The 22,409-nt window shown below is 71.7% G+C and carries 26 protein-coding genes; 10 read left to right on the plus strand and 16 right to left on the minus strand.

Annotated elements, in window-relative coordinates; translation table 11 throughout:
- The first annotated feature begins 78 nt into the window (after nucleotides 1–78).
- Complete coding sequence (locus QMO56_RS08965; protein WP_283525037.1) at nucleotides 79–405, plus strand: hypothetical protein; 327 nt, start codon at nucleotides 79–81, stop codon at nucleotides 403–405.
- Nucleotides 406–481: 76 nt separating this feature from the next.
- Here QMO56_RS08965 and QMO56_RS08970 read toward each other — a convergent pair whose 3' ends face one another.
- Nucleotides 482–1,381, minus strand: a complete 900-nt coding sequence (locus tag QMO56_RS08970; RefSeq protein ID WP_283525039.1) for a branched-chain amino acid aminotransferase — start codon at nucleotides 1,379–1,381, stop codon at nucleotides 482–484.
- A gap of 115 nt (nucleotides 1,382–1,496) precedes the next feature.
- Between QMO56_RS08970 and QMO56_RS08975 the strand changes: the two genes are divergently transcribed.
- From QMO56_RS08975 to QMO56_RS08985, 3 genes are read left to right on the plus strand one after another with little or no spacing between them, the layout of a single operon-like run.
- Entirely contained in the window at nucleotides 1,497–2,069 is a 573-nt protein-coding gene (locus QMO56_RS08975) for a MarR family winged helix-turn-helix transcriptional regulator (RefSeq protein ID WP_283525041.1), read from the plus strand.
- The gene (locus QMO56_RS08980) at nucleotides 2,066–2,767 is read left to right on the plus strand and encodes a response regulator (protein WP_283525042.1); all 702 of its coding nucleotides are present in this window, start codon (nucleotides 2,066–2,068) and stop codon (nucleotides 2,765–2,767) included. Before QMO56_RS08975 ends, QMO56_RS08980 begins: the two co-directional genes overlap by 4 nt.
- A complete protein-coding gene (locus QMO56_RS08985; RefSeq protein ID WP_283525044.1) occupies nucleotides 2,764–4,146 on the plus strand; it encodes an ATP-binding protein in 1,383 nt (460 codons plus the stop codon). Before QMO56_RS08980 ends, QMO56_RS08985 begins: the two co-directional genes overlap by 4 nt.
- A 46-nt stretch (nucleotides 4,147–4,192) precedes the next feature.
- On the opposite strand, the gene QMO56_RS08990 is transcribed toward QMO56_RS08985, so the two are convergent.
- The 4 genes from QMO56_RS08990 to QMO56_RS09005 form a co-directional block, all read right to left on the minus strand.
- The gene (locus QMO56_RS08990; RefSeq protein WP_283525046.1) at nucleotides 4,193–4,627 is read right to left on the minus strand and encodes a phasin family protein; all 435 of its coding nucleotides are present in this window, start codon (nucleotides 4,625–4,627) and stop codon (nucleotides 4,193–4,195) included.
- A 75-nt stretch (nucleotides 4,628–4,702) separates the two neighbouring features.
- Entirely contained in the window at nucleotides 4,703–5,332 is a 630-nt protein-coding gene (locus QMO56_RS08995; RefSeq protein WP_283525048.1) for a TetR family transcriptional regulator, read from the minus strand.
- 100 nt (nucleotides 5,333–5,432) lie between these two features.
- Nucleotides 5,433–6,263 (minus strand): pyrroline-5-carboxylate reductase, encoded by an 831-nt coding sequence (gene proC / locus QMO56_RS09000; RefSeq protein ID WP_283525050.1) that lies wholly within the window; start codon nucleotides 6,261–6,263, stop codon nucleotides 5,433–5,435.
- Nucleotides 6,260–6,763 carry a YbjN domain-containing protein gene (locus tag QMO56_RS09005; RefSeq protein WP_283525052.1) on the minus strand — a complete coding sequence of 168 codons (504 nt, stop codon included), beginning with the start codon at nucleotides 6,761–6,763 and terminating at the stop codon, nucleotides 6,260–6,262. The genes proC and QMO56_RS09005 overlap by 4 nt, the downstream gene beginning before the upstream one ends.
- 193 nt (nucleotides 6,764–6,956) lie before the next feature.
- Here QMO56_RS09005 and QMO56_RS09010 point away from each other — a divergent pair, with 193 nt between their 5' ends.
- The 5 genes from QMO56_RS09010 to QMO56_RS09030 are packed head-to-tail and all read left to right on the plus strand — an operon-like array spanning nucleotide 6,957 to nucleotide 11,763.
- A complete protein-coding gene (locus tag QMO56_RS09010) occupies nucleotides 6,957–7,874 on the plus strand; it encodes a DMT family transporter (RefSeq protein WP_283525053.1) in 918 nt (305 codons plus the stop codon).
- 4 nt (nucleotides 7,875–7,878) lie between these two features.
- Nucleotides 7,879–9,198, plus strand: a complete 1,320-nt coding sequence (locus QMO56_RS09015) for a nitrilase-related carbon-nitrogen hydrolase (protein WP_283525055.1) — start codon at nucleotides 7,879–7,881, stop codon at nucleotides 9,196–9,198.
- On the plus strand, nucleotides 9,195–9,596 hold the full coding sequence (locus tag QMO56_RS09020; RefSeq protein ID WP_283525057.1) for a hypothetical protein: 402 nt from the start codon (nucleotides 9,195–9,197) through the stop codon (nucleotides 9,594–9,596). Before QMO56_RS09015 ends, QMO56_RS09020 begins: the two co-directional genes overlap by 4 nt.
- Nucleotides 9,593–10,924, plus strand: coding sequence for a glutamate--tRNA ligase (gene gltX, locus QMO56_RS09025; protein WP_283525058.1), 1,332 nt, complete (start codon nucleotides 9,593–9,595; stop codon nucleotides 10,922–10,924). Before QMO56_RS09020 ends, gltX begins: the two co-directional genes overlap by 4 nt.
- Nucleotides 10,921–11,763 carry an NAD(P)-dependent oxidoreductase gene (locus tag QMO56_RS09030; protein WP_283525059.1) on the plus strand — a complete coding sequence of 281 codons (843 nt, stop codon included), beginning with the start codon at nucleotides 10,921–10,923 and terminating at the stop codon, nucleotides 11,761–11,763. Before gltX ends, QMO56_RS09030 begins: the two co-directional genes overlap by 4 nt.
- 125 nt (nucleotides 11,764–11,888) lie before the next feature.
- Here the strand turns inward: QMO56_RS09030 and QMO56_RS09035 are convergent, their stop codons facing one another.
- From QMO56_RS09035 to QMO56_RS09075, 9 genes are all read right to left on the minus strand, one after another.
- Nucleotides 11,889–13,106 (minus strand): OprO/OprP family phosphate-selective porin, encoded by a 1,218-nt coding sequence (locus QMO56_RS09035; RefSeq protein WP_283525061.1) that lies wholly within the window; start codon nucleotides 13,104–13,106, stop codon nucleotides 11,889–11,891.
- A gap of 56 nt (nucleotides 13,107–13,162) precedes the next feature.
- Nucleotides 13,163–14,536 (minus strand): hypothetical protein, encoded by a 1,374-nt coding sequence (locus tag QMO56_RS09040; protein WP_283525063.1) that lies wholly within the window; start codon nucleotides 14,534–14,536, stop codon nucleotides 13,163–13,165.
- The gene (locus QMO56_RS09045) at nucleotides 14,533–14,985 is read right to left on the minus strand and encodes a molybdenum cofactor biosynthesis protein MoaE (protein ID WP_283525065.1); all 453 of its coding nucleotides are present in this window, start codon (nucleotides 14,983–14,985) and stop codon (nucleotides 14,533–14,535) included. Before QMO56_RS09045 ends, QMO56_RS09040 begins: the two co-directional genes overlap by 4 nt.
- 4 nt (nucleotides 14,986–14,989) lie before the next feature.
- Complete coding sequence (gene moaD, locus QMO56_RS09050) at nucleotides 14,990–15,241, minus strand: molybdopterin converting factor subunit 1 (RefSeq protein ID WP_283525067.1); 252 nt, start codon at nucleotides 15,239–15,241, stop codon at nucleotides 14,990–14,992.
- Nucleotides 15,242–15,246: 5 nt separating this feature from the next.
- Entirely contained in the window at nucleotides 15,247–15,876 is a 630-nt protein-coding gene (locus QMO56_RS09055) for a hypothetical protein (RefSeq protein WP_283525069.1), read from the minus strand.
- Nucleotides 15,877–15,928: 52 nt separating this feature from the next.
- The gene (gene pgsA, locus QMO56_RS09060) at nucleotides 15,929–16,546 is read right to left on the minus strand and encodes a CDP-diacylglycerol--glycerol-3-phosphate 3-phosphatidyltransferase (protein WP_283525071.1); all 618 of its coding nucleotides are present in this window, start codon (nucleotides 16,544–16,546) and stop codon (nucleotides 15,929–15,931) included.
- A gap of 24 nt (nucleotides 16,547–16,570) precedes the next feature.
- Complete coding sequence (gene uvrC, locus QMO56_RS09065; RefSeq protein ID WP_283525072.1) at nucleotides 16,571–18,577, minus strand: excinuclease ABC subunit UvrC; 2,007 nt, start codon at nucleotides 18,575–18,577, stop codon at nucleotides 16,571–16,573.
- A 748-nt stretch (nucleotides 18,578–19,325) separates the two neighbouring features.
- Complete coding sequence (locus QMO56_RS09070) at nucleotides 19,326–19,721, minus strand: dihydroneopterin aldolase (protein ID WP_283525074.1); 396 nt, start codon at nucleotides 19,719–19,721, stop codon at nucleotides 19,326–19,328.
- Nucleotides 19,718–20,491 carry an SDR family oxidoreductase gene (locus QMO56_RS09075; RefSeq protein WP_283525076.1) on the minus strand — a complete coding sequence of 258 codons (774 nt, stop codon included), beginning with the start codon at nucleotides 20,489–20,491 and terminating at the stop codon, nucleotides 19,718–19,720. Before QMO56_RS09075 ends, QMO56_RS09070 begins: the two co-directional genes overlap by 4 nt.
- Nucleotides 20,492–20,573: 82 nt before the next feature.
- Between QMO56_RS09075 and QMO56_RS09080 the strand changes: the two genes are divergently transcribed.
- Nucleotides 20,574–20,786 (plus strand): DUF1289 domain-containing protein, encoded by a 213-nt coding sequence (locus QMO56_RS09080; protein WP_283525078.1) that lies wholly within the window; start codon nucleotides 20,574–20,576, stop codon nucleotides 20,784–20,786.
- A gap of 8 nt (nucleotides 20,787–20,794) precedes the next feature.
- Here QMO56_RS09080 and QMO56_RS09085 read toward each other — a convergent pair whose 3' ends face one another.
- Nucleotides 20,795–21,589, minus strand: coding sequence for an ABC transporter ATP-binding protein (locus tag QMO56_RS09085; RefSeq protein WP_283525079.1), 795 nt, complete (start codon nucleotides 21,587–21,589; stop codon nucleotides 20,795–20,797).
- Nucleotides 21,590–21,602: 13 nt separating this feature from the next.
- On the minus strand, nucleotides 21,603–22,376 hold the full coding sequence (locus QMO56_RS09090; RefSeq protein WP_283525081.1) for an ABC transporter permease: 774 nt from the start codon (nucleotides 22,374–22,376) through the stop codon (nucleotides 21,603–21,605).
- Between the last annotated feature and the right edge of the window lie 33 nt (nucleotides 22,377–22,409).

Below are 22,409 nucleotides of genomic sequence, written 5' to 3' on the forward strand. Positions count from 1 at the left end.
GCATGGCCGGCCGCCGCTGCCCGCCCGCGCTGACATCATGAGAAGGTGGAGGGCCTGGGCCTTCCGGGGAGACGGGACATGGCTGGAACGGACCAACGCGTAGACAAGCTGCGCCATGAGATCGACAGCGGCCGCACCGGCGACAAGGTCGCCTTCAGCGATCCGGCCGCCGCTCCCCTCGGGGCCGATGACGAGGCCGCCGGCGTGCCGCCCAGCCCGGAGATGATCGCGCATGCCCGCGCGATGGAGACCGGCGCCGCCTCCGGGGCCGCGCGGGGCCTGGCGCACAGCGGCAGCGAGGCCGAGGCGCGCGGCTCGGCGGACCGGCCGCGCACCGGGCGGATGATCCTGGCCGTGCTGGCGGGCGTGGTCGTGCTGGTCGCGATCGCGCTGGCCATCGGCTGACGCCTCGCGGCAGCGCGGCCGGCAGGCGCACCGGCTGCCCGGGTCCGGGCAGCCGGGCCGCGTGGAGGCGGGTTGCTCAGGCGGCGCGGCGCGCCACCTCCTCCGGATTCAGCCGCACCAGCGCTTCGTAATCCTTCAGCAGGGCCGCGGTGATGGCGCCGGGGGTGAAGCTGTGCTCGCCGATGGCGCGAACCGGCGTCACCTCGGCCGCGGTCCCGGCCAGGAAGACTTCCGTGGCGCCACCGATTTCATCGGCACCGATGGTGCGCTCCACCACGCTGATCTGCCGGTGCCGGGCCAGACTCATCACGGTGCGGCGGGTGATGCCGTCCAGGAAGCAGATCGGTGCCGGCGTGTGCAGCGCGCCGTCCATGACGAAAAAGATGTTGGCGCCCGTCGCCTCGGCCACATCGCCCTTGAAGTCGAGCATCAGGGCGTCGTCATAGCCCTCCGCCTCGGCGGCGTGCTTTGAGAGGGTGCCGATCATGTAGAGGCCCGAGGCCTTGGAGGCGGTGGGCGCCGTGTCCGGCGCCGGGCGGCGCCACTTCGCCATGGCAAGCCGCACGCCCTTCATGCGGTCGGCACCGAACAGGTTCGGCCAGGCCCAGGCGGCGATCGCCAGATGGATCTTCGTCTGCTGCGCCGAGACCGCCAGCATCTCCGAGCCGCGCCAGGCGACCGGGCGCAGATAGGCATCGCTGAGGCCGTTCCTCTCCAGCACCGCCAGGCAGGCGGCGTCGATCTCCTCGGCGCTCCAGGGAATCTCGAAGCCCAGGATCCGCCCGGAGGCGATCAGCCGGTCGGTATGCGCGCGCAGCTTGAAAATATTTCTGCCATAGGCCCGCTCGCCCTCGAACACGCCGCTGGCATAATGCAGCCCGTGGGTCAGGACGTGCAGCTTGGCATCCCGCCAGGGCACCATCTGCCCGTCCAGCCAGATCCAGCCGTCGCGGTCGTCAAAGGGAACCAGTGTCATGAGCGTGATCCTCCTTGCCTTATTTGCGCAATATCATTGCGCCTGACACCCGGATCGTAAAACTTGCTTCGCTAATACGTCAACGAAGCTGACCAAAATCGGACGCATGCCAGGGATGCCAGATACACCGGACACGAAGGCCGCGGGCGAGGCCAGGCCCGTCGGCGCAGGCCGCCAGCTGCTCTTCCTCCGCGAGGAGGAACTCCGGCTGGCGCAGGATCTGCTGTTCTTCGGCTACCGCGACTTCACCGCCGGCCCCGACGCCATCCTGGCCGAGCTCGGCATGGGCCGGGCCCACCACCGCGTGCTGCATTTCGTCGGTCGACGGCCCGGCATCACCGTGGGCGAGCTGCTGGCGATCCTCGGCATCACCAAGCAGTCCCTCGGCCGGGTGCTGACGCCGCTGGTCGAGGAGGGATATGTCACCCAGACGCCGGGCCGCAACGACCGTCGCCAGCGCCTGCTCACGCTGACCGAGAAGGGCGAGGCGCTGGAGCGGCGGCTGTTCGAGCGGCAGCGCGAATGGGTCATGCAGGCCTATCGCGAGGCCGGGCCGGTGGCGGTGGAGGGGTTCCGCCGCGTCATGCGCGGGCTGATGGGGCCCGAGGCGCGCGCCCAGCTCGACCGCGCCGCGCCACCCGACCCGCGCAGCGGCCCTTCGCATCCCAAGCCGCGGAGCGCGGCATGAGCGGGAACGAGCCGCACCTGCTGGTGGTGGATGACGATGCGCGGCTGCGCAACCTGCTGCAGCGCTTTCTCTCCGAGCAGGGCTTCCGCGTCACCGCCGCCGCCGATGCCGCCCTGGCGCGGCAGGCCATGCAGTCCATGACCTTCGACCTGCTGGTGCTGGACGTGATGATGCCGGGCGAATCCGGCCTGGAACTGGCGGAGATGCTGCGCCGGCAGGGCCATGACGTGCCGATCCTGATGCTGACCGCCGCCGGCGCGCCCGACGACCGCATCGCCGGTTTCGAGCACGGGGCCGACGACTACCTGGCCAAGCCCTTCGATCCGCGCGAGCTGGCGCTGCGCATTCGCACCATCCTGCGGCGGGCGGCCCCGGCGCTGCCGGCCAGCCTGCCGCTGGCGCCGGTGCAGCTTGGCTCGCGCTGGTTCGATCCGGAGCGCGGGGAGCTGCGCGGCCAGGAGGGCAGCCAGCGCCTCACCGGCGGCGAGGCGGCGCTGCTCGCCGCGCTGGCCCGTCGCGCCGGCGAGGTGCTGACGCGCGAGGAGATCGCCGCCGCCCTCGGCACGCCGGAGGCGGGGGAGCGCGCGGTGGACGTGCAGGTGACGCGCCTGCGCCGCAAGATCGAGCCCGACCCGCGCGAGCCGCGCTTCCTGCAGACGGTGCGGCACCGCGGCTACGTGCTGAAGCCCGGCACATGAGGAGCGGCCCTTCCTGGTGGCGACGGCTGCTCCGCCGCATGGGCGCTCCGTTCCGCTATCTGATGCCGCGCGGGCTGCTCGGCCGCGCCCTGCTCATCATCCTGCTGCCGCTGCTGATCCTGCAGGCGGTCGCGCTGCAGCTCTTCTACGGCGGCCATCTGGACGTCATCTCGCGCCGTCTGGCCGGCGGCGTCGCCGGGGATGTCGGCATGGTGGTCGAAATCCTCGGGCGCCAGGGAGGAGAGGAGGAGCGCAGCTGGGTCTTCCGGCAGGCGGCCTGGCGGTTCGATCTTTCGCTGGCTTATGAGCCGGGGGCGAGCATCGGCATGCCGAGCCAGCGGCAGAGCTGGCTGCCGATCCTGCCGCTGGAGGAGGACCTTTCCCAGGCACTGCGCGAGCGCGTCGGCCTGCCCTTCGACACCGACTGGCAGAGCGATCCGCGCAGCGTGATCATCCGCGTGCAGATGCCGGGCGGCGTGCTGCATGTGGAGGCGCCGCGCAAGCGGCTGTTCTTCGGCACGCTCTACCTGTTCGTCATCTGGCTGGTCGGCACCTCGCTGCTGCTGTTCATCGTCGCCGCGCTGTTCATGAAGAACCAGGTGCGCGCCATCCGCCGCCTCGCCAGCGCCGCCGAGGCCTTCGGCATGGGGCGCGAGATCGGCCCGATCAAGCCGGAGGGCGCCAGCGAGGTGCGGCAGGCCGCCGCCGCCTTCAACCAGATGCAGGCGCGCATCCGCCGCTTCATCGCCCAACGCACGGAGATGCTGGCCGGCATCAGCCACGACCTGCGCACCCCGCTGACCCGGCTGCGCCTCGGCCTCGCCATGCTGCCGGCCGGCACCGAGCAGGATGCCGCCGCCATGTCGGAGGACGTGGCGGAGATGGAGCGGATGATCGCCACCTATCTGGCCTTCGCCCGCGGCGAGGGAATGGAGCAGACCCAGCCGGCCGACATCGCCGAGCTGGTGGAGGACCTTGCCGCCCGCGCGCGGCAGGATGGCGCGACGGTCACAGTGGAGGCGCCGGGCACGGTGGTGCTTCCGGTGCGGGTGGATGCGCTGCGCCGTTGCCTCGGCAACCTGCTGGACAATGCCCGTCGCCATGCCCGCCGCATCGCCTTTGCCATCACGGAGGTGCCGCGCGAGGAGCCGGGGCGGCCACCGGGCCGCTGGGTGATGATCACGGTGGATGACGACGGGCCGGGCATCCCGGAGGCGGCGCGGGAAGAGGCCTTCAGGCCCTTCACCAGCTTCTCGGCCGGCGGCACCGGTCTGGGTTTGGCGATCGCGCGGGACATCGCGCGGGCGCATGGCGGGGATATTGCGCTGGAGGGCAGCCCGCTGGGCGGGCTGCGGGCGCGGGTGCGGCTGCCCGCCTAGCCTTGTGGGTGGGGGGCGGCCGGAACGCCGCCGCCCCTGCTCCGGCTCAGCCGGAGGACTTCGCCATCAGCGACTTGACCTCATCCATCGCCTCGGCGAAGCGGCGGTTGAGTACCCCCAGCGCCTCGGTATTCGACTTCTGGATGAGCTCGGCGATCTCCTGCATGTTGGCAACCGCGCGGCCGTAGCTGGCCTTCAGCACCTCGGCCTGCTTGGCTGCCTTTTCCTGCGGCGTTGCCTCGCCGGAAATGCCCTGCATGGCCTGCGTCATCTCGGAGACGGACTGCTGCAGGATCTCCATGTGCCGCCGGGCCACCGCCTGGGCCCCCTCCAGCGCCACCTTGTTGGCGGCGGAAAGCGCTTCGAGGTTGCGCCGCTGCGCGGCGGCCAGCGCATCCGCGTCGGGCATGGCCGGCAGGCGGAACTCGGAAAGCAGGCGCATCATGTCCGTCTCCAGGGGGAACTTCGGGCGGTCCGACATGAACGTCTCCTCGTTTCTTGCTTCGCGGTCAGTCTAGGCCGCGGCCGGCGTGGCGCAAAACGGCTTCCCGTCGTCTCAGGTCACGACCTCGGGGGCAGGGGCGGGCGGCGGCGGCGCATCGCCGGCATCGAGCCGCAGGGTGTGCGCGACGCGCTCGGCCTTGTCCAGCGCGCGGTCCAGCGCCGCCATGGTGGAGCCCAGATCCATGCTCTCGTCCTGCTCCCAGGCCCGCAACGTGGCGATCCAGACCGCCGAGAGCCCTTTCACCCGCAGCATTCCGGTCACGCCGCAGGCGTTGATCCGCGCCGCCTCCAGCATCCAGGCCATGGATGCGGCGAGCACCGGCGCCAGGGCGAGGCTGAGCAGCGGGTCGTGCCGCATCTCCCGCCCGAAGCGGATCAGCCCGGCGCGGTGCGGCTGCAGCGCGTCGATGCGGCGCATCAACGTGTCGAAGATGCGATCCCGCGGGGCGCCGCCGGCGTTCAGGGCGGCGTCGGCCAGGACGACCTTGTCCACCAGGCGGGAATGCAGGCGGAGCAGGTGGAACTTGGTGGGCACCCGCTCCCGCAACTCGGGCAGGCCGATGCCGGAGCGTTCCGCCAGCTCGGGGAAGGTGAAGCCGTTCCAGCCGCGCTCGGCCACCAGCGGCCAGAGGGCGTCCATCAGGGCGTTGTCGTCGGGGGCGGTGCTGGTGCTGTCGCTCATGCCAAAACTCTGGGGTCCGGGGAGGATTTCGCCAAGACGGGGCATGGCGAATTCACGTCTGACGGCCGTCCAGGCCAGCGGGGGGTGTGTCGCCCCGGCGTCAGCCGGCCAGCTCCCGCGACCGCGCGGTTGCGGCGGTGATCGCCTGGGACATCAGGCGCGGCCAGGCTTCGGGGGCCATCAGCACGTTGAGGGCGCGCTCGGTGGTGCCCTTCGGGCTGGTGACGTTGCGGCGGAGCTGCGCCGCGTCCTCTGTGCTTGCCGCCAGCAGGGCGCCGGAGCCGGCGACGGTACGCCGCGCCATCTGCCGCGCCAGCGCGGGCGGCAGGCCCTGCTCGATGGCGGCGGCCTCCAGCAGCTCGGCCAGCAGGAAGACATAGGCCGGTCCGCCGCCGGAGACGGCAGTGACGGCATCGAGCTGCCCCTCCTCCTCCAGCCACGCGGTCTCACCGATGGCGGAGAGCAGCCCGTCCGCCAGGCTGCGCTGCGCCGCCTCGACGCCGGGGCCGGCGAAGGCGCAGGTGAAGCCCTCGCGCACGGCGGCAGGGGTATTGGGCATGGCCCGCACCACCTGGGCCGTGCCGCCGAGGGCGGCGGTCAGGCCCGCAACGGTCTTGCCGGCCATGATTGAGACCACCAGCGCGCCGCCCTGCGCGAAGCGGGCCAGGCTGGGCAGGGCAGCATCGGCCTGCTGCGGCTTGATCGCCAGCACCATGGCGGCGGGGGCGAAGCCGGCGGGGATCTGCTCCACCGCGGTGCAGGCGGTGACGCGCCCGGCGAAGCCGGCGGTGGCCTCGGGGAAGGGCTCGACCACCACCACCTGCTCCGCGCCGCGCTCCAGCCAGCCCTCCAGCATGGCGCCGCCCATCTTGCCGCAGCCGACCAGCAGGAGGGGCGGCAGCGCGCCGCCCTCCGAGGCGCTGGTGCTCACGCCTCGCCCACGCAGTCCAGCATGGCCGCGGCCAGCGCCTCGGAGGGCGGCTTGCCGCCCCAGAGCACGAACTGGAAGGCCGGGAAGAAGCGCTCGCACTCGGTGATGGCGATGTCCACCATGTCTTCCAGGCTCTCGGCGCTGGCGCCCTGGGTGCCGCGCAGCAGCACGGCATGGCGATAGACCGGCGCGCCCTCGTCGCTCTCGATGCCGAAATGGCCGATCCAGAGCTTCTCGTTGGCCAGCGCCAGCAGCTCATAGAGCGGCGCGCGGCGGGCGGCGGGCACCTTCAGATCGAAGGCGCAGGTGAAGTGCATCGCGCTGATCTCAGGCGACCAGGAGAAGAACAGGCCATAGTCGCACCACTTGCCGGGCACCTCGACTGCCATCTCGCCATCCGAGCGGCGCTCGAAGGCCCACTCATTGGCGGCGACGATCTGCTCCAGCACATCGAGCGGATTGGTGGAACGGTCGCGGTCGACGGTTTGCAAGCCGGACATCGCGGCACCTCCTTCCCTAGGGGGACAGGGCCACCCAGATCTTGGGTGAAGCCGAATGCCCACACCACGATCTGGCATATCGCGGGCGCAAATCCCGCCGCAAGAGGCAAGCGCCGAGTCTGGGGATGCCGTCCGAAGATTTTCGACGCAGCGCAGCATGGGCGGCGACCGCGCGCGGCGTTAGGGTCGCGGAATGTCGACCGAGTCTCCCGCCGCCGCCCTGCCGATCCCCACCCTGCGCCCGGGGCGGGAGCGCCTGATCGGCCTCGCCTGCGCCCTGGGCGTGCTCGCCGTCTGGACCGGCTTCCTGCTCTCCTCCCGCTTCGGCACGCGCCAGGCCTTCACGCCCTGGGACATGGCGGCGCTGCGCTATACCGGCTCGCTGGTGGTGGGGCTGGCGATGGTGGCGGCCTTCGGCTGGCCGCGCCTGCCGCCGCTGCGCTGCCTGGCGCTGATGGCGACGGCGGCCTTCGGCTATCCTCTCCTGGCCTATTGGGGCTTCCGCTACGCCCCCACCGCCCATGCGGCGGTGCTGATGACGGGCATGCTGCCCTTCGCGGCGGCGCTGCTCGGCGCCATCTTCCTGGGCGAGTACTTCTCGCGCGGGCGGCTGCTTTCGCTCGCGGTGGTGGGCGGTGGCATCCTGCTGCTGGCGGGCGACACCTTCGGCGGCCATCCCGGCGCCTGGCGGGGCGACCTGCTGTTCCTCTCCGCCTGCCTCTCCTGGGCGAGCTTCACCGTGCTGATCCGGCGCTGGCAGGTGCCGGCGCTCACCGCCACCACCATGCTCGCCCTCTACCCGCCGCTGCTCTACCTGCCGCTGTGGTGGTGGGCGCTGCCCTCCGCGATGGGCTCCGCCTCGGCCGGGGCCATCGTCTACCAGCTCGTCTACCAGGGCTTCTTCGCGGTCGTGGTGGCGGGCTTCCTCTACACCCGCGCCGTGAACGCGCTCGGCAGCGCCCGCACCACCACCATCACGGCGCTGACGCCCGCCCTGGCGGCGCTCGCCGCCGGCCCGCTGCTGGGGGAATGGCTGGGCTGGCCGGGGCTGCTCGGGGTGGCGCTGGTCTCCGCCGGCATGGTGCTCGGCGTGCTCGGCGGGCGGCGCTGAGCCGATGCGGTTCCTGCTTGCACCGCTGAACCCGCAGCTCGGCGCCATCGCCGCCAATGCCGGGGCGCTGCGCGCCGCCCGCGCCCTGGCAGCCAGCGAGGGCGCGGCGCTGCTGGTCACGCCCGAGGCCTCGCTCAGCGGTGCGCCGCCCGCCGACATCGCCGCCCGGCCGGAACTGCTCGCCGCCTGCGAGGCGGCCCTTCAATCCCTCGCCGCCGAAACCGCCGATGGCGGCCCGGGCCTGCTGCTGGGTGCGCCCTGGCGCGAGGCAGGGCGCCTTCACAGCGGCATCCTGCTGCTGGAGGGCGGGCGGATCGTCGCCCGGCGCGCCCGCCATGCCTTCCCGCATGGCCCGGAGCCGCGCCTGAGCCCCGGCCCGGCGCCCGGCCCGATGGCCTTCCGCGGCCTGCGCCTCGGGGTGATGAGCGGCGCCGACGCCGAGGACCCCGCCATCGCGGAGACGCTGGGGGAGACAGGGGCCGACCTGCTGCTCTCCCTGACGGCCACTCCCTTCACCGGCGAGCCGGAGGACCGCGCCAGCGACGCCGCCGTGGCGCGGGTGGTGGAAACGGGATTGCCGTTCCTCGGCCTGAACCTGCAGGGCGGGCAGGGGCCGTGGGTCCATCCCGGCGGCGGTTTCGTGCTGAACGCCGACCGGCGCCTTGCCGCGCGCCTGCCCGCCTTCGATCCGGCGCCGCTGCTGGTGGAGTGGCAGGAGGGCGAGGAGGGCTGGCGCTGCCCGCCCCTGGCCCTGCCCGTGGTCATGCCTCCGCAGGAGCGCCTCTGGCGCGCCCTCGTCCTGGCGCTGGGCGATGCCGTGGCGAAGGGCGGTTTCGCCGGCGTGATGGTGGACCCCGCCGGAGGCGCCGCCGCGGCCCTGCTGGCCGAAGCGGCGCGCGCGGCCGGGCTGCGCCTCTTCCCGGTGGAGGAGGGGCCCGCGGTGGAGGCGCGCGCCGCCGCATGCGGGGCGCTGCTGCTCAATGCCGCCACGGCCGAGATCCGCGCGCTGGGGGAAGGAAGCCATGCCGGCCATCTGGCGCCCTTCGCGGAGCTCTGGCCCGGTGAGCTGACCGCGCTCGCGGCGGCGCGCGGCCTGCCGACCATGCCTGCGGAGAGCGCAACCACCGCCATCCTGCGCGGCCTGCTGGAGGAGAAGCCGGTGGACGCGCTGGCCGCGCAGGGCTACGACCCCGCGGAGGTGTTCCGGCTCTGGGGCGCCCTGGCGGCCGCCGCCTACAGGCGGCGCCAGGCGCCCGCCGCCCTGCGGCTCGGCCGGGGCCTCGGTGATCCCTTCAGCAACGGAATGACGGGCCTCCTGCCATGAGCGGCGATTTCGACGACACTCTCTTTGCGCCGCAGGGCGGATTCAGCGTGCAGATCCGCGACCTTTCCGGCGGCAACGGCGCGGAGCCGGTGGAGACCATCCGCGGCTTCCAGACCCTGGCCCATGCCAACAGCTTCGCCCGCCGCTACGTGCGCGACAGCATCGAGCGCTGCCGTACCCCCGGCCTGACGGCGGACGAGGTGCTGGCCGCCTGGTTCGCCTTCGGCGAGGACGCCGAGGTGGTGGGCAGCACCAGCCAGGGCTGGACCAGCGGCAACGAGATCCGCGACTTCGCCGCCGAGCCGGTGCGGGATTCCGAGGAGCGCAACTGGCGCGTGCTCGACCCGCGCCGCATGGAGGAGGACGAGGGTGGCGAGGGGGAGGAGGACGAGGCATGAAGCTCCGCTTCGCTCCCAGCCCGACCGGCTATCTCCATGTCGGCAACGCGCGCATCGCGGTCGCCAACTGGCTGCTGGCGCGGCGGCATGGCGGCCGCTTCGTGCTGCGCTTCGACGACACCGACACCGCCCGCAGCAAGCCCGAATTCGCCGCCGGCATCGAGGAGGATCTGCACTGGCTCGGCCTTGATTGGGACGAGAGCTTCCGCCAGTCCGACCGCATCGCGCGCTACGAGGCGGCGGCGGAGAAGCTGAAGAAAAGCGGCCATCTCTATCCCTGCTTCGAGAGCGAGGAAGAGCTGCGCTTCAAGCGCGAGCAGCGCCAGAAGCAGGGCCGCCCGCCGGTCTATGACCGCGCCGCGCTGAAGATGACGCCGGAGCAGTACGAGCGGGCCCTGGCCAACGGCAAGCAGCCCTACTGGCGCTTCAAGCTCTCGATGCGCAGCGTGGAATGGCAGGACGGCGTGCTCGGCCGCCGCGCGGTGAAGCTGCCGCCGATCTCCGACCCCGTGCTGATCCGCGCCGACGGCTCCTTCCTCTACACCTTCACCTCGGTGGTGGACGACCTGGAGACCGGCATCACCGACATCGTCCGCGGCGAGGATCACGTCACCAACACCGGCGTGCAGATCGACATCCTGGAGGCGCTGAGCGGAAAGCCGAACATGATCCGCTTCGCCCATCTGCCGCTGCTGACCGATGCGGAAGGCGGGCAGCTTTCCAAGCGCCTGGGCTCCATGGGCCTGCGGCAGCTGCGGCGGGACGGCATCGAGCCGCCGGCGCTGGTCGGCTATCTGGCGGCGCTCGGCTCCTCGCAGGACCCGGTGGCGGCGCCGCCGGCGGAGCTGGCGGCCGGCTTCACGCTGGAGAAGCTTTCCCGCTCCTCCGCCCGCTTCGACCCCGCCCAGCTCCTGGCGCTCAACCGCCGCTACCTGCACGGGCTGGACTTCGCCAGCGTGCGCGACCGCCTGCCCGAAGGCGCCGATGAGGCCTTCTGGCTCGCCGTGCGCGGCAACCTGGACCTGCTGGGCGAGGCGCGGGACTGGTGGGAGGTGGCGCATGACCCCATCGCCATCCCGGCGCAGCCGGATGAGGCGGAATTCCTCCGCCAGGCGCTGGAGGCGCTGCCGCCCGAGCCCTGGTCCGAGGAGACCTGGGGCGCCTGGACCAAGGCGCTGGGCGCCACGACGGGGCGCAAGGGCAAGGCGCTCTTCCTGCCGCTGCGCCGCGCCCTGACCGGCGAGGAGCACGGCCCCGAGCTGCGCCTGTTCCTGCCCGTCATCGGCCGGGCGCGGGCGGCGGAGCGGCTGACGCGCGCCGCCGGATGAGCATCGCGATCATCGGCGCTTCCGGGCGCTCGGGCGCGGCGCTCTGCCGGGCGCTGGCAGCGCGGGGCCAGGGCTATGTGCCGGTGGTTCGGCGGGAGGACACCTGGCGTGCCCTGGGCCTGCCGGGCACGCCGCGCCGCGCCGATCTCGCCGACGCGGCGGCACTGAAGGCGGCACTGGCCGGTGCCGGGCGGATCGTCTCCTGCGCCCATGCCCGCTGGGCGCCCGCCATTCTCGCCGCGGCGGCGGAAGGCGCGAGGCTGGTGCTGATGGGCTCCACCCGCCGCTTCTCGCGCTGGCCCGACGCGCATGGGGACGGGGTGCGGGCCGGCGAGGCGGCTTTCCTGGCGGGCCGCCATCCCGGGGTGATGCTGCACCCCACCATGATCTACGGCGCGCAGGGCGAGAACAACGTGCAGCGCCTCGCCGCGCTGATGCGCCGGCTGCCGGTGGCGCCGCTGCCGGGCGGCGGACGCGCCCTGGTGCAGCCGATCCATCAGGAGGACGTCACCGCCTCGCTCCTGGCCGCCCTGGACCGCGACTGGGCCGCACCCGAAACGCTGGTGGTGGCCGGGCCGGAGCCGATGCCCTATCGCGACTTCCTGGCCGCCGTGGCGCGGGCCGCCGGGCTGCGCGTGCCGCCGGTGCTGCCGGTGCCGGCCGCGCCGCTGCGGCTGCTGGCCAGGCTGACGCCCTTCCTCCCCGTCCTGCCGACCATCGGGCCGGACGAGATCCGCCGCCTGACGGAGGACAAGGCCTTCGACATTACCCCGATGCGGGAGCGCCTCGGCGTCACGCCCCGCCCCCTGGCCGAGGGGCTGGCCGCCACCTTCGGATAGGGATGTCCGGAGGCGATCCTAGAGCATCTTCACCCGTTCCGATGGCATCATCGGAACGGGTGAAAATGCTCGTCAAAACAAACGGCTAGAGCGTTTTCCGTGAGCCAGAGCGAACGGAAACCGCTCTAAAGCGAATAGGAAAGGCGAAGGCCGATCGCCTTGAAATCGCGGCCACCCTCCGCCAGGGCAAGGTGGCCGTCCTGGTAGTTCAGCATGACCTTCACCATCGGATGCGGATACCAGTTCAGCCCGGCGGTCCAGATCCGCTGGGCGCCGCCCTGCACCGGCCCGTCCCGCAGGTCGGCGACGCTGTATCGGCCTGCCACCTCCAGCGCACCCCACTGTCCGGTCGCCGGGTTGAAGGCCTCCAGCGGCTTCGGGCGCTTCCAGGTGCTGGTTTCGCGGTCATAGGAGCGCGGCGCCCCGAGCAGGGTGTAGGAAGCCGCGACGTACCAGCCCTCGCCGTGGCGCATGCCGCCCTGCGGCGTGTCGATGCCGATGTACTGGTATTCGGCCTGTCCGTAGAAGCGCCCCGCCGCTCCCGCCAGCTCGGGGCCGACCGCCCAGAGGCTGTCGGCCTCGATGCTGCCGGTGTCCAGGAACTGCCGCGTATCCACCCGCAGCTCGGGATAGCCGCTGAGGCTGGCCTCGTTGTATCCGCCCTCCTGGCCCGGGCGCCACTGATAGGCCGCGTTGGCGCCGAGCTGCACCAGCAGGCCCTCGCCGCGCAGCGGGATCGCCGTGACGCGCCCGGCCATGCCGCGCTGCCCCCAGCTCTGCGGCTTCGACATCTCCCCGGCCGTGACGTAGCCCGCCGCGCTCCAACGATCCCGGTGCACTTCCAGTCCGGCTGCCTGCCGCCCGGTGCCGCTGGCGATGTCAGCGGCGAGGTCGGAAATCACCGCGCGCTCGATGAACAGCAGATCGAAGGAACTGCCGGCCTGCTCCAGCATGTGCTGCGGCTTGTAGGCGCCCGCCCGGATCGTGCCCCAGCCCAGCCCCTTCCAGGCGAGGGCCGCCTCATAGAGGTCGCTGGCGTCGCGCACGGAGGAGGCGCCGAAATCCCAGATGAAGCTGGCCTCGAAATCGTTCGGCAAGGTGGCTTCCAGACCGAGGCGGGCGCGCCGGACATTCACGCCGGAGCGGAAGCCGCCGGCGCGCTCCTGGTCGTCATAGGCGCCCGCATCGAGGTCCAGCCGCAGCACCGGCGTCACCTGCACGGCACCGCGGGCGAGGCGCAGCTCAGGCACGCCCTCCTCCGACCATTCGAGGCCGGCCTGCGCCTGGGCGGCACAGGGAAGGGCAAGGGCGAGCAGGAGGAGAGGCGCGGTGACAGGGCGCATGGACGTTTCCCGGGGCTTGCGATCCGCCCTTGAAGCTCCGGGAGAGGCTTCAGGTTTCAATCTTGTAATGTGGCCGGAGAGTCGCGGCGCGGCAGCAGCAGCGCCGCCGCGCCAAAGGGCATCAGCCAGGCAATCCGCGCCTGATAGCGGTGGTGGGGCTTGGAAAGGGCGCCCGTGGCCAGGGCATTCGCCGTGACGCCGACCAGCAGTATCAGCACGAAGCCCAGCCGCAGGCGGTGCTCCGCCTCCGGCAGGGGATTGCCCCTCCGGGTCAGGGCGCGCCAGGCGAACAGCAGCGCCGCCGCGCCCAGCACGAGCACCGGCCCCTGCGGCCAGAGGACGGGCGCGGCCAGGGCGGGCAAGCGGTCATGGAACTGCGCCGAGCCGTCATGCGCCGCCACCTCCGCCGCGCCGAAGCCCTGGACGAGGCGAGGGCGGACGGAATCACCCAGGGCCTGCCGGCTCAGCGTATCACCCAGGCCGGCCTTGAAGAGCTGTACCGCCGCGTTGCGCAATGCGGCGGTGGCCACGCCGAAGGGTTCGCGCCGCAGCGTCTCGGCGATGATGACCTCGGCCTCCGGCGCCAGCAGCACGCCGCCGAGGAAGCGGGGATTGCCCTGCGCGTCCTGGTTCACGGGGCTTTCCGGCTCCCAGAGGAAGACGTCGCTGTCCTCCGGCAGGCGGCCGGCCCAGGCGCAGAGATACCAGCCGCGCTGTGGGCATTCGGTGGCGATGGTGCGCGCCGCCGGCCCGTCGGCGATCAGCCGCGCCAGCAGGAAGGTGGCGCCATAGGGCGAGAGCGAGGCCTTCCCGTGGCCGACCGCATTGGTGGCGAGCAGGATCAGCACCGCCATGGCCAATGGCGCGGCGACGCGCAGCAGCGGCTTCAGCGCCCGGGCCACCAGCAGCGTCAGCACCAGCAGCGCCAGGGCGAGGGGGATGTGCGAGAGATGCGCGGCGATGCCGAGCGCCGCCAACGCCAGGAGATAAGCGGTCTCCCCACGCGAGAGCGCCCCCTGCGGCGCGAAGCCGAGCAGGAACAGCGCCAGCACCACCACGGGGGCGAAGATGTCCGGCATCAGCAGCGCCGTGACCCAGGGTAGGGCGGTCAGCGCCGCCAGCGCGGCGCAGAGCAGGAGGTGCGCCGCCGGCGTGGCGCCGCCGCGCAGCACGCGCTGCACCAGCCAGAGCAGGTGCGAGACCATCAGCCCCTGCGCCAGCAGCGGCGCCCAGAGCGTCTGCCGCCCGTGGAACAGGTGCAGCAGCGGACCATAGACCCAGGGCTTGTCCCAGATCATCAGGGGCTCGATGGTCTGGGCCAGGAAGGCGCCGGTGTCGCTGAACAGGATGGGGTAGCGGTTGAGGAAGGCCGGCCAGACCAGCAGCAGCGCCGCCGCCAGGATGGCGGAGGGCGCCGCCAGGCGCCTCACGCCTGCTGCCAGCGGGCGGCGGCCGCGTCGTCGCTGTCCTTTGCCTCCACCCAGCGCTCCCGCCCATCCGGGAATTCCTCGCGCTTCCAGAAGGGGGCGCCGGTCTTCAGCCAGTCGATCAGGAAAGCGCAGGCCTCCAGCGCGGCGGCGCGATGGGCGCTGGCGGTCAGCACCAGCACGATCGGCTCGCCCGGCCGGATGCGGCCGACGCGGTGGACCACCGTGCAGCCGGTGAGCGGCCAGCGGGCCTCCGCCTCGGCGGCGATGCCGGCCAGCGCACGCTCGGTCATGCCGGGATAGTGTTCCAGCACCAGCGCGGCGAGTCCGTCATCGCCACGGCAGAGGCCGACGAAGCTGGCGATGCCGCCGATATCGGTGCGGCCGGCGGAAAGCGCCGCCTGCTCCGCCGCCATGTCGAAGGCCGCTTCCTGCACCCGCACCGTGGCCATGCCGTCAGCCTCCCGTCACTGGCGGGAAGAAGGCGATCTCATCGCCCGGGCGCACCGGGTGGTCGGGGGGGCAGAACTCCTGGTTCACCGCGGCGCGCACCTGCCGGGCACTGGCGAAGGCCGCCGCATGGCCGGGGGAGCGTTCCGCCAGCCAGTGCATCAGCCCGGCAACGTCCGTCACCTCCGGCGGCGGCGAGACCTCCTCCTGCCCCACGCCCACCTTCTGCCGCACCCAGGCGAAATAGAGGACCTGCATGGCGCTCAGCGCGGCGTCGGCACTTGGCGCACCGTGCCGTCCGCATCCAGCAGGGTGGTGCTGGCACCGTTCGGGATGGCAATGCCGGAGCCGCCGCCGGGCCTGTTGTAGGTCCGGTAGTTCCGCCCGCCGCCGGAGGTCACGACCGGCCCCTCCGGGGTCGGGATCACCTGGCCATCACGGCGCTGCTCCCGCTCCTCGGCGCGCTGGATCGGGGCCGAAGGCGCGGCACCCGGCGCCTGCTGCGCGGAGGGGGTGTAGGGATTGTCCCGGTAGCCCTGCTGCTGCAGCAGGGCCGGCGGTGTCGAGCTGCCGGACGGGATGGGCCGGTGCGGCGGCGGCGCGTCCATCGGGGCACGTTGCAGCAGGTCCGGATCGCTCATCGTCGGTGTCCGGCGCTCCAGGTCCTCCTCGGGCCAGACATTGCCCGGCACGGGCTGCAGCGGCTGCACGCCGGGCGGCTCGCCGAGCACGCGCTGCACGGTCAGGCTGGCCGGGATGGGCTCGGTCCGCTCGCCGGTGAAGGAGGCGGCGCAGGCCCCGAGGCCGAGCAGCAGCGCCAGGGCGGCAACCCGCCCCGTCTCCTTCTGCCGCAGCCCCTTGCTGATCCGCCTGCCGCTCGAAACCTCGATCATCGACCGCTCCTGGGAGTACCTGCTGGGAAGATGCAATTGGGCATGGGCCCGCTCAAGGGCGGGACAATTCCTTTTGCCCGGGATGGTTTCGCGCGGTGTCCTGCGCTTCGGCGTGGCGCAGGCCGGCCATGACGTAGTCCCAGCCGGTCAGCAGCGTCAGGGCGGCGGCGAGCCAGAGCATCACCTCGCCAATCGCGCCGAGCGGCAGGAAGGAAAGGTGCAGCACCGCCGCGCCGGAGTCGCCGGCCAGCAGGATGCCGAGCGCGGTCATCTGCACGCCGGTTTTCCACTTGGCCAGCCGCGTCACCGGCAGGCCGACGGCGAGGCCGGCCAGGTACTCGCGCAGGCCGGAGACCAGGATCTCGCGCAGCAGGATGACGATGGCAGCCAGCAGCCCAAGCATCGAGAGGCGCGACAGGCCGGCCAGCAGCATCAGCGCCGCGCCGACCAGCAGCTTGTCGGCAATCGGGTCCAGCATCCGGCCGAAGGCGGAGATGAGCTGCCGCTCGCGGGCGATCTTGCCATCGAAATAGTCGGTGATGGCGGCGGCCGAGAACACCGCGCAGGCGCCGAGATCCGCCCAGGGCAGGCGGAGCACCGCCAGCAGCACCAGCAGCGGCACCGCGGCGATGCGGGAGAGCGTCAGGAGGTTCGGCAGATCGGTTGGCAAGACGTTCCCTTCCCGGTCGGGCGCTCAACCCTTTCCCAAATTCGCCGCGCTGGCGCCAGGGTGGAAATGCTCGTGGATGCGCACCGCCATCGAAGGGCCGATGCCCGGACAGTTGCGCAGATCCTCGAGCCCCGCCTGCCGCACGCCGCGCGCCGAACCGAAATGGTTCAGCAGCCGCCGCTTGATGGCCGAGCCGACACCCGGAATTTCGTCCAGCTCCGAGCGGCTGATCGCCTTCGAGCGGCCGGCGCGGTGGGTGGTGATGGCGAAGCGGTGCGCCTCGTCGCGCAGACGCTGGAGATAGTAGAGCGTGGGGTCGCGCGGCGGAAGCTGGAAGGGCGGCTTGCCCGCCAAGTGGAACCATTCGCGGCCGGCATCGCGGTCCGGCCCCTTGGCGATGGCGACCAGCGGCAGATCACCAAGGCCCAGCTCCGCCATCACCTCGCGCGCGGCGGAGAGCTGGCCGGCGCCGCCGTCGATCAGCACCAGGTCGGGCCAGCCTCCGCCCTGACGCTCCGGGTCCTCCTTCAGCGCGCGGCCGAAGCGGCGCTCGAAAACCTCACGCATCATGGCGAAGTCGTCGCCGCCGCCGCTGGCCTGCCGGGTGCCGCCGCCACCGGCGACGCGGCGGGTCTCCACCACGCCGCCGGCGACCTCGGCCGCCACAGGCTGCGGCACGCGCGGCGCGGCCGTGCCCTGGATGGCATATTTCCGGTAGGCGTTCTTCATGAAGCCTTCCGGCCCGGCCACCACCATCACGCCATAGGCGTGGCTGCCCTGGATGTGGCTGTTGTCGTAGATCTCGATGCGCGACGGCGTCTCCGGCAGGTCGAACAGCGTGCCGACGCCCTCCAGCAGGGCGGCCTGGGCGGTGCCCTCGGCAAGCCGGCGCTCCAGCGCCTCGCGCGCATTGGTGGCGGCGTGGTCCACGGCGGCGCGCTTCTCGCCGCGCTGCGGGCGGTGCAGTTCCACCTTGCGGCCGGCCTTCAGCGTCAGCGCCTCGGCGATCAGCGGGGCGTCCGGCACCTCGTGCGAGAGCAGCACCAGCGGCGGTGGCGGCAGGTCGTCGTAGAGCTGGGTGAGGAAGGCGGAGAGCACCTCCTCGGGCGCCGCGTCGTCCTTCGCATGAGCGGGGAAGAAGGCGCGGTTGCCGTTGTTCCGCCCGCCGCGGAAGAAGAAGACCTGCACGCAGGACTGGCCGGCGATCTGGTGCAGCGCCACCACATCGGCATCGCCCACGCCCTCCAGGTTGATGGCGTTCTGGCCCTGGATATGCGTCAGGCCGCGGATGCGGTCGCGGATGGCGGCGGCGCGCTCGAATTCCAGCGCCTCGGCGGCCTGCTCCATCTCGGCGGCGAGCCGCTTCTGGATGCTGGGCGTCTCGCCGGAGAGGAACTTCTTCGCGTCCCGCACCAGGCCGGCATAGTCCTCGGCGCTGATGCGCTGCACGCAGGGCGCCGAGCAGCGCTTGATCTGGTGGAGCAGGCAGGGCCGGTCGCGGCTCTCGAAGACCGTGTCGCGGCAGGAGCGGAGGAGGAAGACCTTCTCCAGCGCGGTGATGGTCTGGTTCACCGCCCAGGCGCTGGCGAAGGGGCCCCAGTAGCTGGCGCCCTTGCGCTTGTCGCCGCGATGCTTGCCGATCTGCGGATAGGTATGCTCCTCGGTCAGCACCAGCCAGGGATAGGACTTGTCGTCGCGCAGGACGATGTTGAAGCGCGGCCGCAGCCGCTTGATCAGGTTCGCCTCCAGCAGCAGGGCCTCGGCCTCGCTGCCGGTGGTGATGATCTCCATCCTGCGGGTGGCGTGCACCATGCGCCGCAGCCGCTCCGGCAGGCGGGCGATCTGGGTATAGGCGACCACCCGCTTCTTCAGGCTGCGCGCCTTGCCGACATAGAGCGCCTCGCCCTTGGCATCGAGCATCCGGTAGACGCCCGGCACGAGCGGCATGGTGGCCAGGGCGGCCTCGATGACGGCCACACCCTCCATGACCGGAGCGTCGGGAAGGGGCGCGTCAGGGCCTGCTGTCTGCATGGGCGGGATCAATCACGTCGAGGGGCAGGGGGCTCAAGAGCGGCGGAAGTTGTCCACCGAAGCTGTGGATAATTCTGTGGATGGGTGGGGGGTGAATCCCGCTAAATCACTGTCATCCGCGCGTCACATCACCTTGCCCAAGCTTTAAGCAAAAACCTAAATCCTTGAAATTGCTATGTAGGGCAAAAAAGCCTCGGGGCAAGCGGCGTCAAGAGCAACTTTGCGATTGACGCCCTGCCGGCGGAGCTGCGGTGGGAAAAGCGGTGGATGATTCCGCTTCCGTCTCTGATTGAGGATCACGAGGGGGTGAGAAGGATGTGCCTGCCTTCGCCTTTTGCTGGATCTGCGGCTCTCGAATTGCCGCGTTACGCGCGGCATCCTTCGCCAGGGGAGAGTGCCAACCGAGGCCGGAATATTTCTAATTCGGGATCTTCGCCGGGGCCGCTGAGAAGGCACGGAAGCGCTCCGGCAAACCGGAACAAAGTCGTCAATCCCATGATGCATATCAGATATGCAATTCGATCAGAGGGAAGATTGGCGCTGAAGATGCCTCTTTTGGGATCATTTTGACCCGCAACACTGCCGCGGCGACGGTCGCAGGGGATGGCACCAGGCGCCCGCCTTGTCCCCCGCGAGCGTGGATAAGGCTGTGGGCATTGTCGGCCTATCCGCCGGAAAACCGCAGAAAGCCGCCAGTTTCCAGCGCCTGCCCAGGCTTTGGGCAGGCACGGGGGGGCTACCTGGCTGTTCAGTGCCGCAGCCGCTCCACCGTCACCCCGACGCCCGCCACATCGGCAATGATGTCGGGCTTTTCCACGGTGACACGCGCCGCCACGAGCCGCGCATCGGCCGCCAGAAGGGCGCAGGCGATGCGCTCCGCCAGCGTCTCGGCCAGCCGGACATGGCCCTCCCGGGCAATGCGCCGCGCGGTGTTTGTCAGCGCCTCGTAATCCACCACCCGCGCCAGGTCGTCGGCGCCCACGCCCTGCGGCGCGGCGTCGTCCTGGGCCAGCAGGTCGAGGTCGATCAGCACACGCTGCGGCGCGGCTTCCTCCTCGGGATAGACGCCGAGCCGGGCACTCACCGCCAGGCGCCGGACAAAGACGCGGCGCAGCCCACGGGCAGCATCGGGAAAATAGCTCATCGGTCCTGACTCCGCGGTGGATCGGGCCGCCATTGCAGGTGCTGGCCGCCATCGAGCGCCAGCATCTGCCCGGTCATCGCCGGCAGGGCGAGAAGGGCAAGCACGGCGCGCCCCACTTCCTCCGGGCTGGTGCCATGGCCGAGCGGCGTGCTGGCGGCCTGGGCGGCGAAGTGCTCGGGCGTCTGGCGCGGCGCCGGGATGGCAGGGCCGGGGCCGATGCCGTTGACCCGGATGCGCGGCGCCAGCGCCAGGGCGAGGCTCTGCGTCAGTGCCCAGAGCGCCGCCTTGGAGACAGTGTAGCTGATGAAGTGCGGCGTCAGCGACCAGACGCGCTGGTCCAGCATGTTGATCACCGCGCCCTCGGCCCCCTCCGGAAGCGCCCGGGCGAAGGCCTGGGTCAGCACGAAGGGCGCGCGCAGGTTGGGCTCCAGGTGGTGATCCCAGCTCGCGCGCGTGGCGTCGCGCCATTCGTCGCGGGTGAAGGTGGAAGCGTTGTTCACCAGCACGCCGACGGGCCCCAGCGCGGCTGCGGCGGCAGGCAGCAGCGCCTCGACCTCCGCCTCGTGCTCCAGCGCCGCCGGCAGCGCCACCGCGCGGCGGCCGAGGGCGAGAATGTCCTGGCGCGTCGCCTCGGCCTCCCTGGCGCTGCTGCGGTAATGCAGCGCGACGTCGAAGCCGGCGCCCGCCAGCGCCAGGGCGATGGCGCGCCCGATGCGCTTGGCGCCCCCGGTGACCAGCGCGACGCGGGGAATGGTGTCGGGAATCGTCATGCACGGAAACTCGGTGCTGCCGGGGGCGGCGTCCAGAGGGGGGGCGCTCGTCAGGCCAAGCCTGGCACCCCATCTGTCCGGCATGGAACGACCCTGCATCAAGATCTGCGCCTATGACGAGGACACCGGCTGGTGCCATGCCTGCGGCATGACCAAGCCGGAGCGCAAGGCGTGGAAGCGCGTCCCTGGCTACCGGGAAGCCATCCTGCAGGCGCTGCCGGCGCGGCTGGCCGCACTGGCGGCGGAGGGGCATGTCACCGGCCCGGCGGCCGGCAAGGGCAAACGCAAGGACTGAGGCCGCCCTCAGGCGAGCGCCGCCTTGCGGACCTCCTCGCGGATCTCGCCCATCAGCTTTGCCTTCAGCGCGGCGAATTCCGGCGTGGTCTTCACCATCCAGTCACGCGGATAGGGCAGGGGAACCGGCACCTCCGCCTTCACCCGCCCCGGCCGCGCCGACATCACCAGCACGCGGCTGGCCAGGAACACCGCCTCGTCGATGTCGTGCGTGACGAACAGCACCGTCTTGCGCGCGGCAGGCGTGTCGGCGCCCCAGACCTCCAGCAGCAGCTCCTGCATCAGCTCGCGCGTCTGGTGGTCCAGCGCGCCGAAGGGCTCGTCAAGCAGCAGGATCTCGGGATCATTGGCGAGGGCCCGGGCCAGGGCGGTGCGCTGCTGCATGCCGCCGGAGAGCTGCCGGGGCCAGTGATGCTCGAAGCCGCGCAGCCCGGTGCGGGCGATGTAGGCGGCGGCGATCTCCCGCGCCCGCGCCTGAGGCACACGGCGCTCGCGCAGGCCGAACAGGATGTTCTGTTCCACCGTCAGCCAGGGAAACAGCGTGTAGGACTGGAACACCATGCCGCGGTCCGGGCCCGGCCGCGTCACCTGCCGGCCGCTGAGTGTGACGCTGCCGCCGGTCGGCCGGTCCAGCCCGGCGACGATGCGCAGCAGGGTGGACTTGCCGCAGCCCGACGGCCCGAGGATGGAGACGAACTCGCCGGGGGCGACGTCCAGGTCGGTCGGCTGCAGCGCGAGGGTCGGGCCGGCACTGCCCTGGCCGGGGAAGGTGCGGGTCAGGCCGCGGATCGAGAGCCCCTGCATGGCGGCGCCTCCCCTACAGCGCCACCCAGCGGAACAGGCGCCGGTTGAGCAGCTTGAACAGCAGGTCGGTGACCAGCCCGATCAGGCCGATCACCACGATGCCGAAGATCATCTGCCCGGTATCGAGGAGGCGCTGGCTGTCCATGATCATGTGGCCGATGCCGCTCTGCGCGCCGATCAGCTCGGCGACGATGACGTAGGTCCAGGCCCAGCCGAGCACCAGGCGCAGCGCCTCCATCACCTGCGGCGCGGCGGCGGGGATGATCACGCGCCGCAGGATGCCGCTCCGGCGCGCGCCCAGGGTATAGGCAGCCTCCACAAGGTCCATCCGGGTGGTGCCGGCGATTACCGTCACCATGATGACGATCTGGAACACGCTGCCGAGAAAGATGACCGCCAGCTTCTGTGCCTCGCCGACGCCCGCCCAGAGGATCAGCAGCGGGATGAAGGCCGAGGCCGGCAGGTAGCGTGCGAAGGAGATGAAGGGCTCGAAGAAGGCCTCGATACCCTTGTAGGCGCCCATCATCAGCCCGAGCGGCACGGCGAGGGCCGCCGCCAGCAGGAAGCCGCCCAGCACGCGCCAGACGGTCATGCCCATGTCGCCGAGGAAGCCGTACTCGGTCAGCAGCGACCAGCCGGCGGCGAGGGCACGCCCCGGCGAGGCGAGAAACAGGGGCTGCACATAGCCGCCTTCGGTGGCCATCGCCCAGAGACCCAGGAAGAGAGCAAAGAATCCGGCGCCCAGGAGGATGCGGGTGGTCGCGGTGACGGGTTTGAGCGGTTCCAAGGCGCCTCGCTGTAAAAGAATGATGAATCCAGA

It is taken from the genome of Roseomonas sp. E05 (assembly GCF_030063475.1).
In the GTDB taxonomy this organism is placed as follows: domain Bacteria; phylum Pseudomonadota; class Alphaproteobacteria; order Acetobacterales; family Acetobacteraceae; genus Pseudoroseomonas.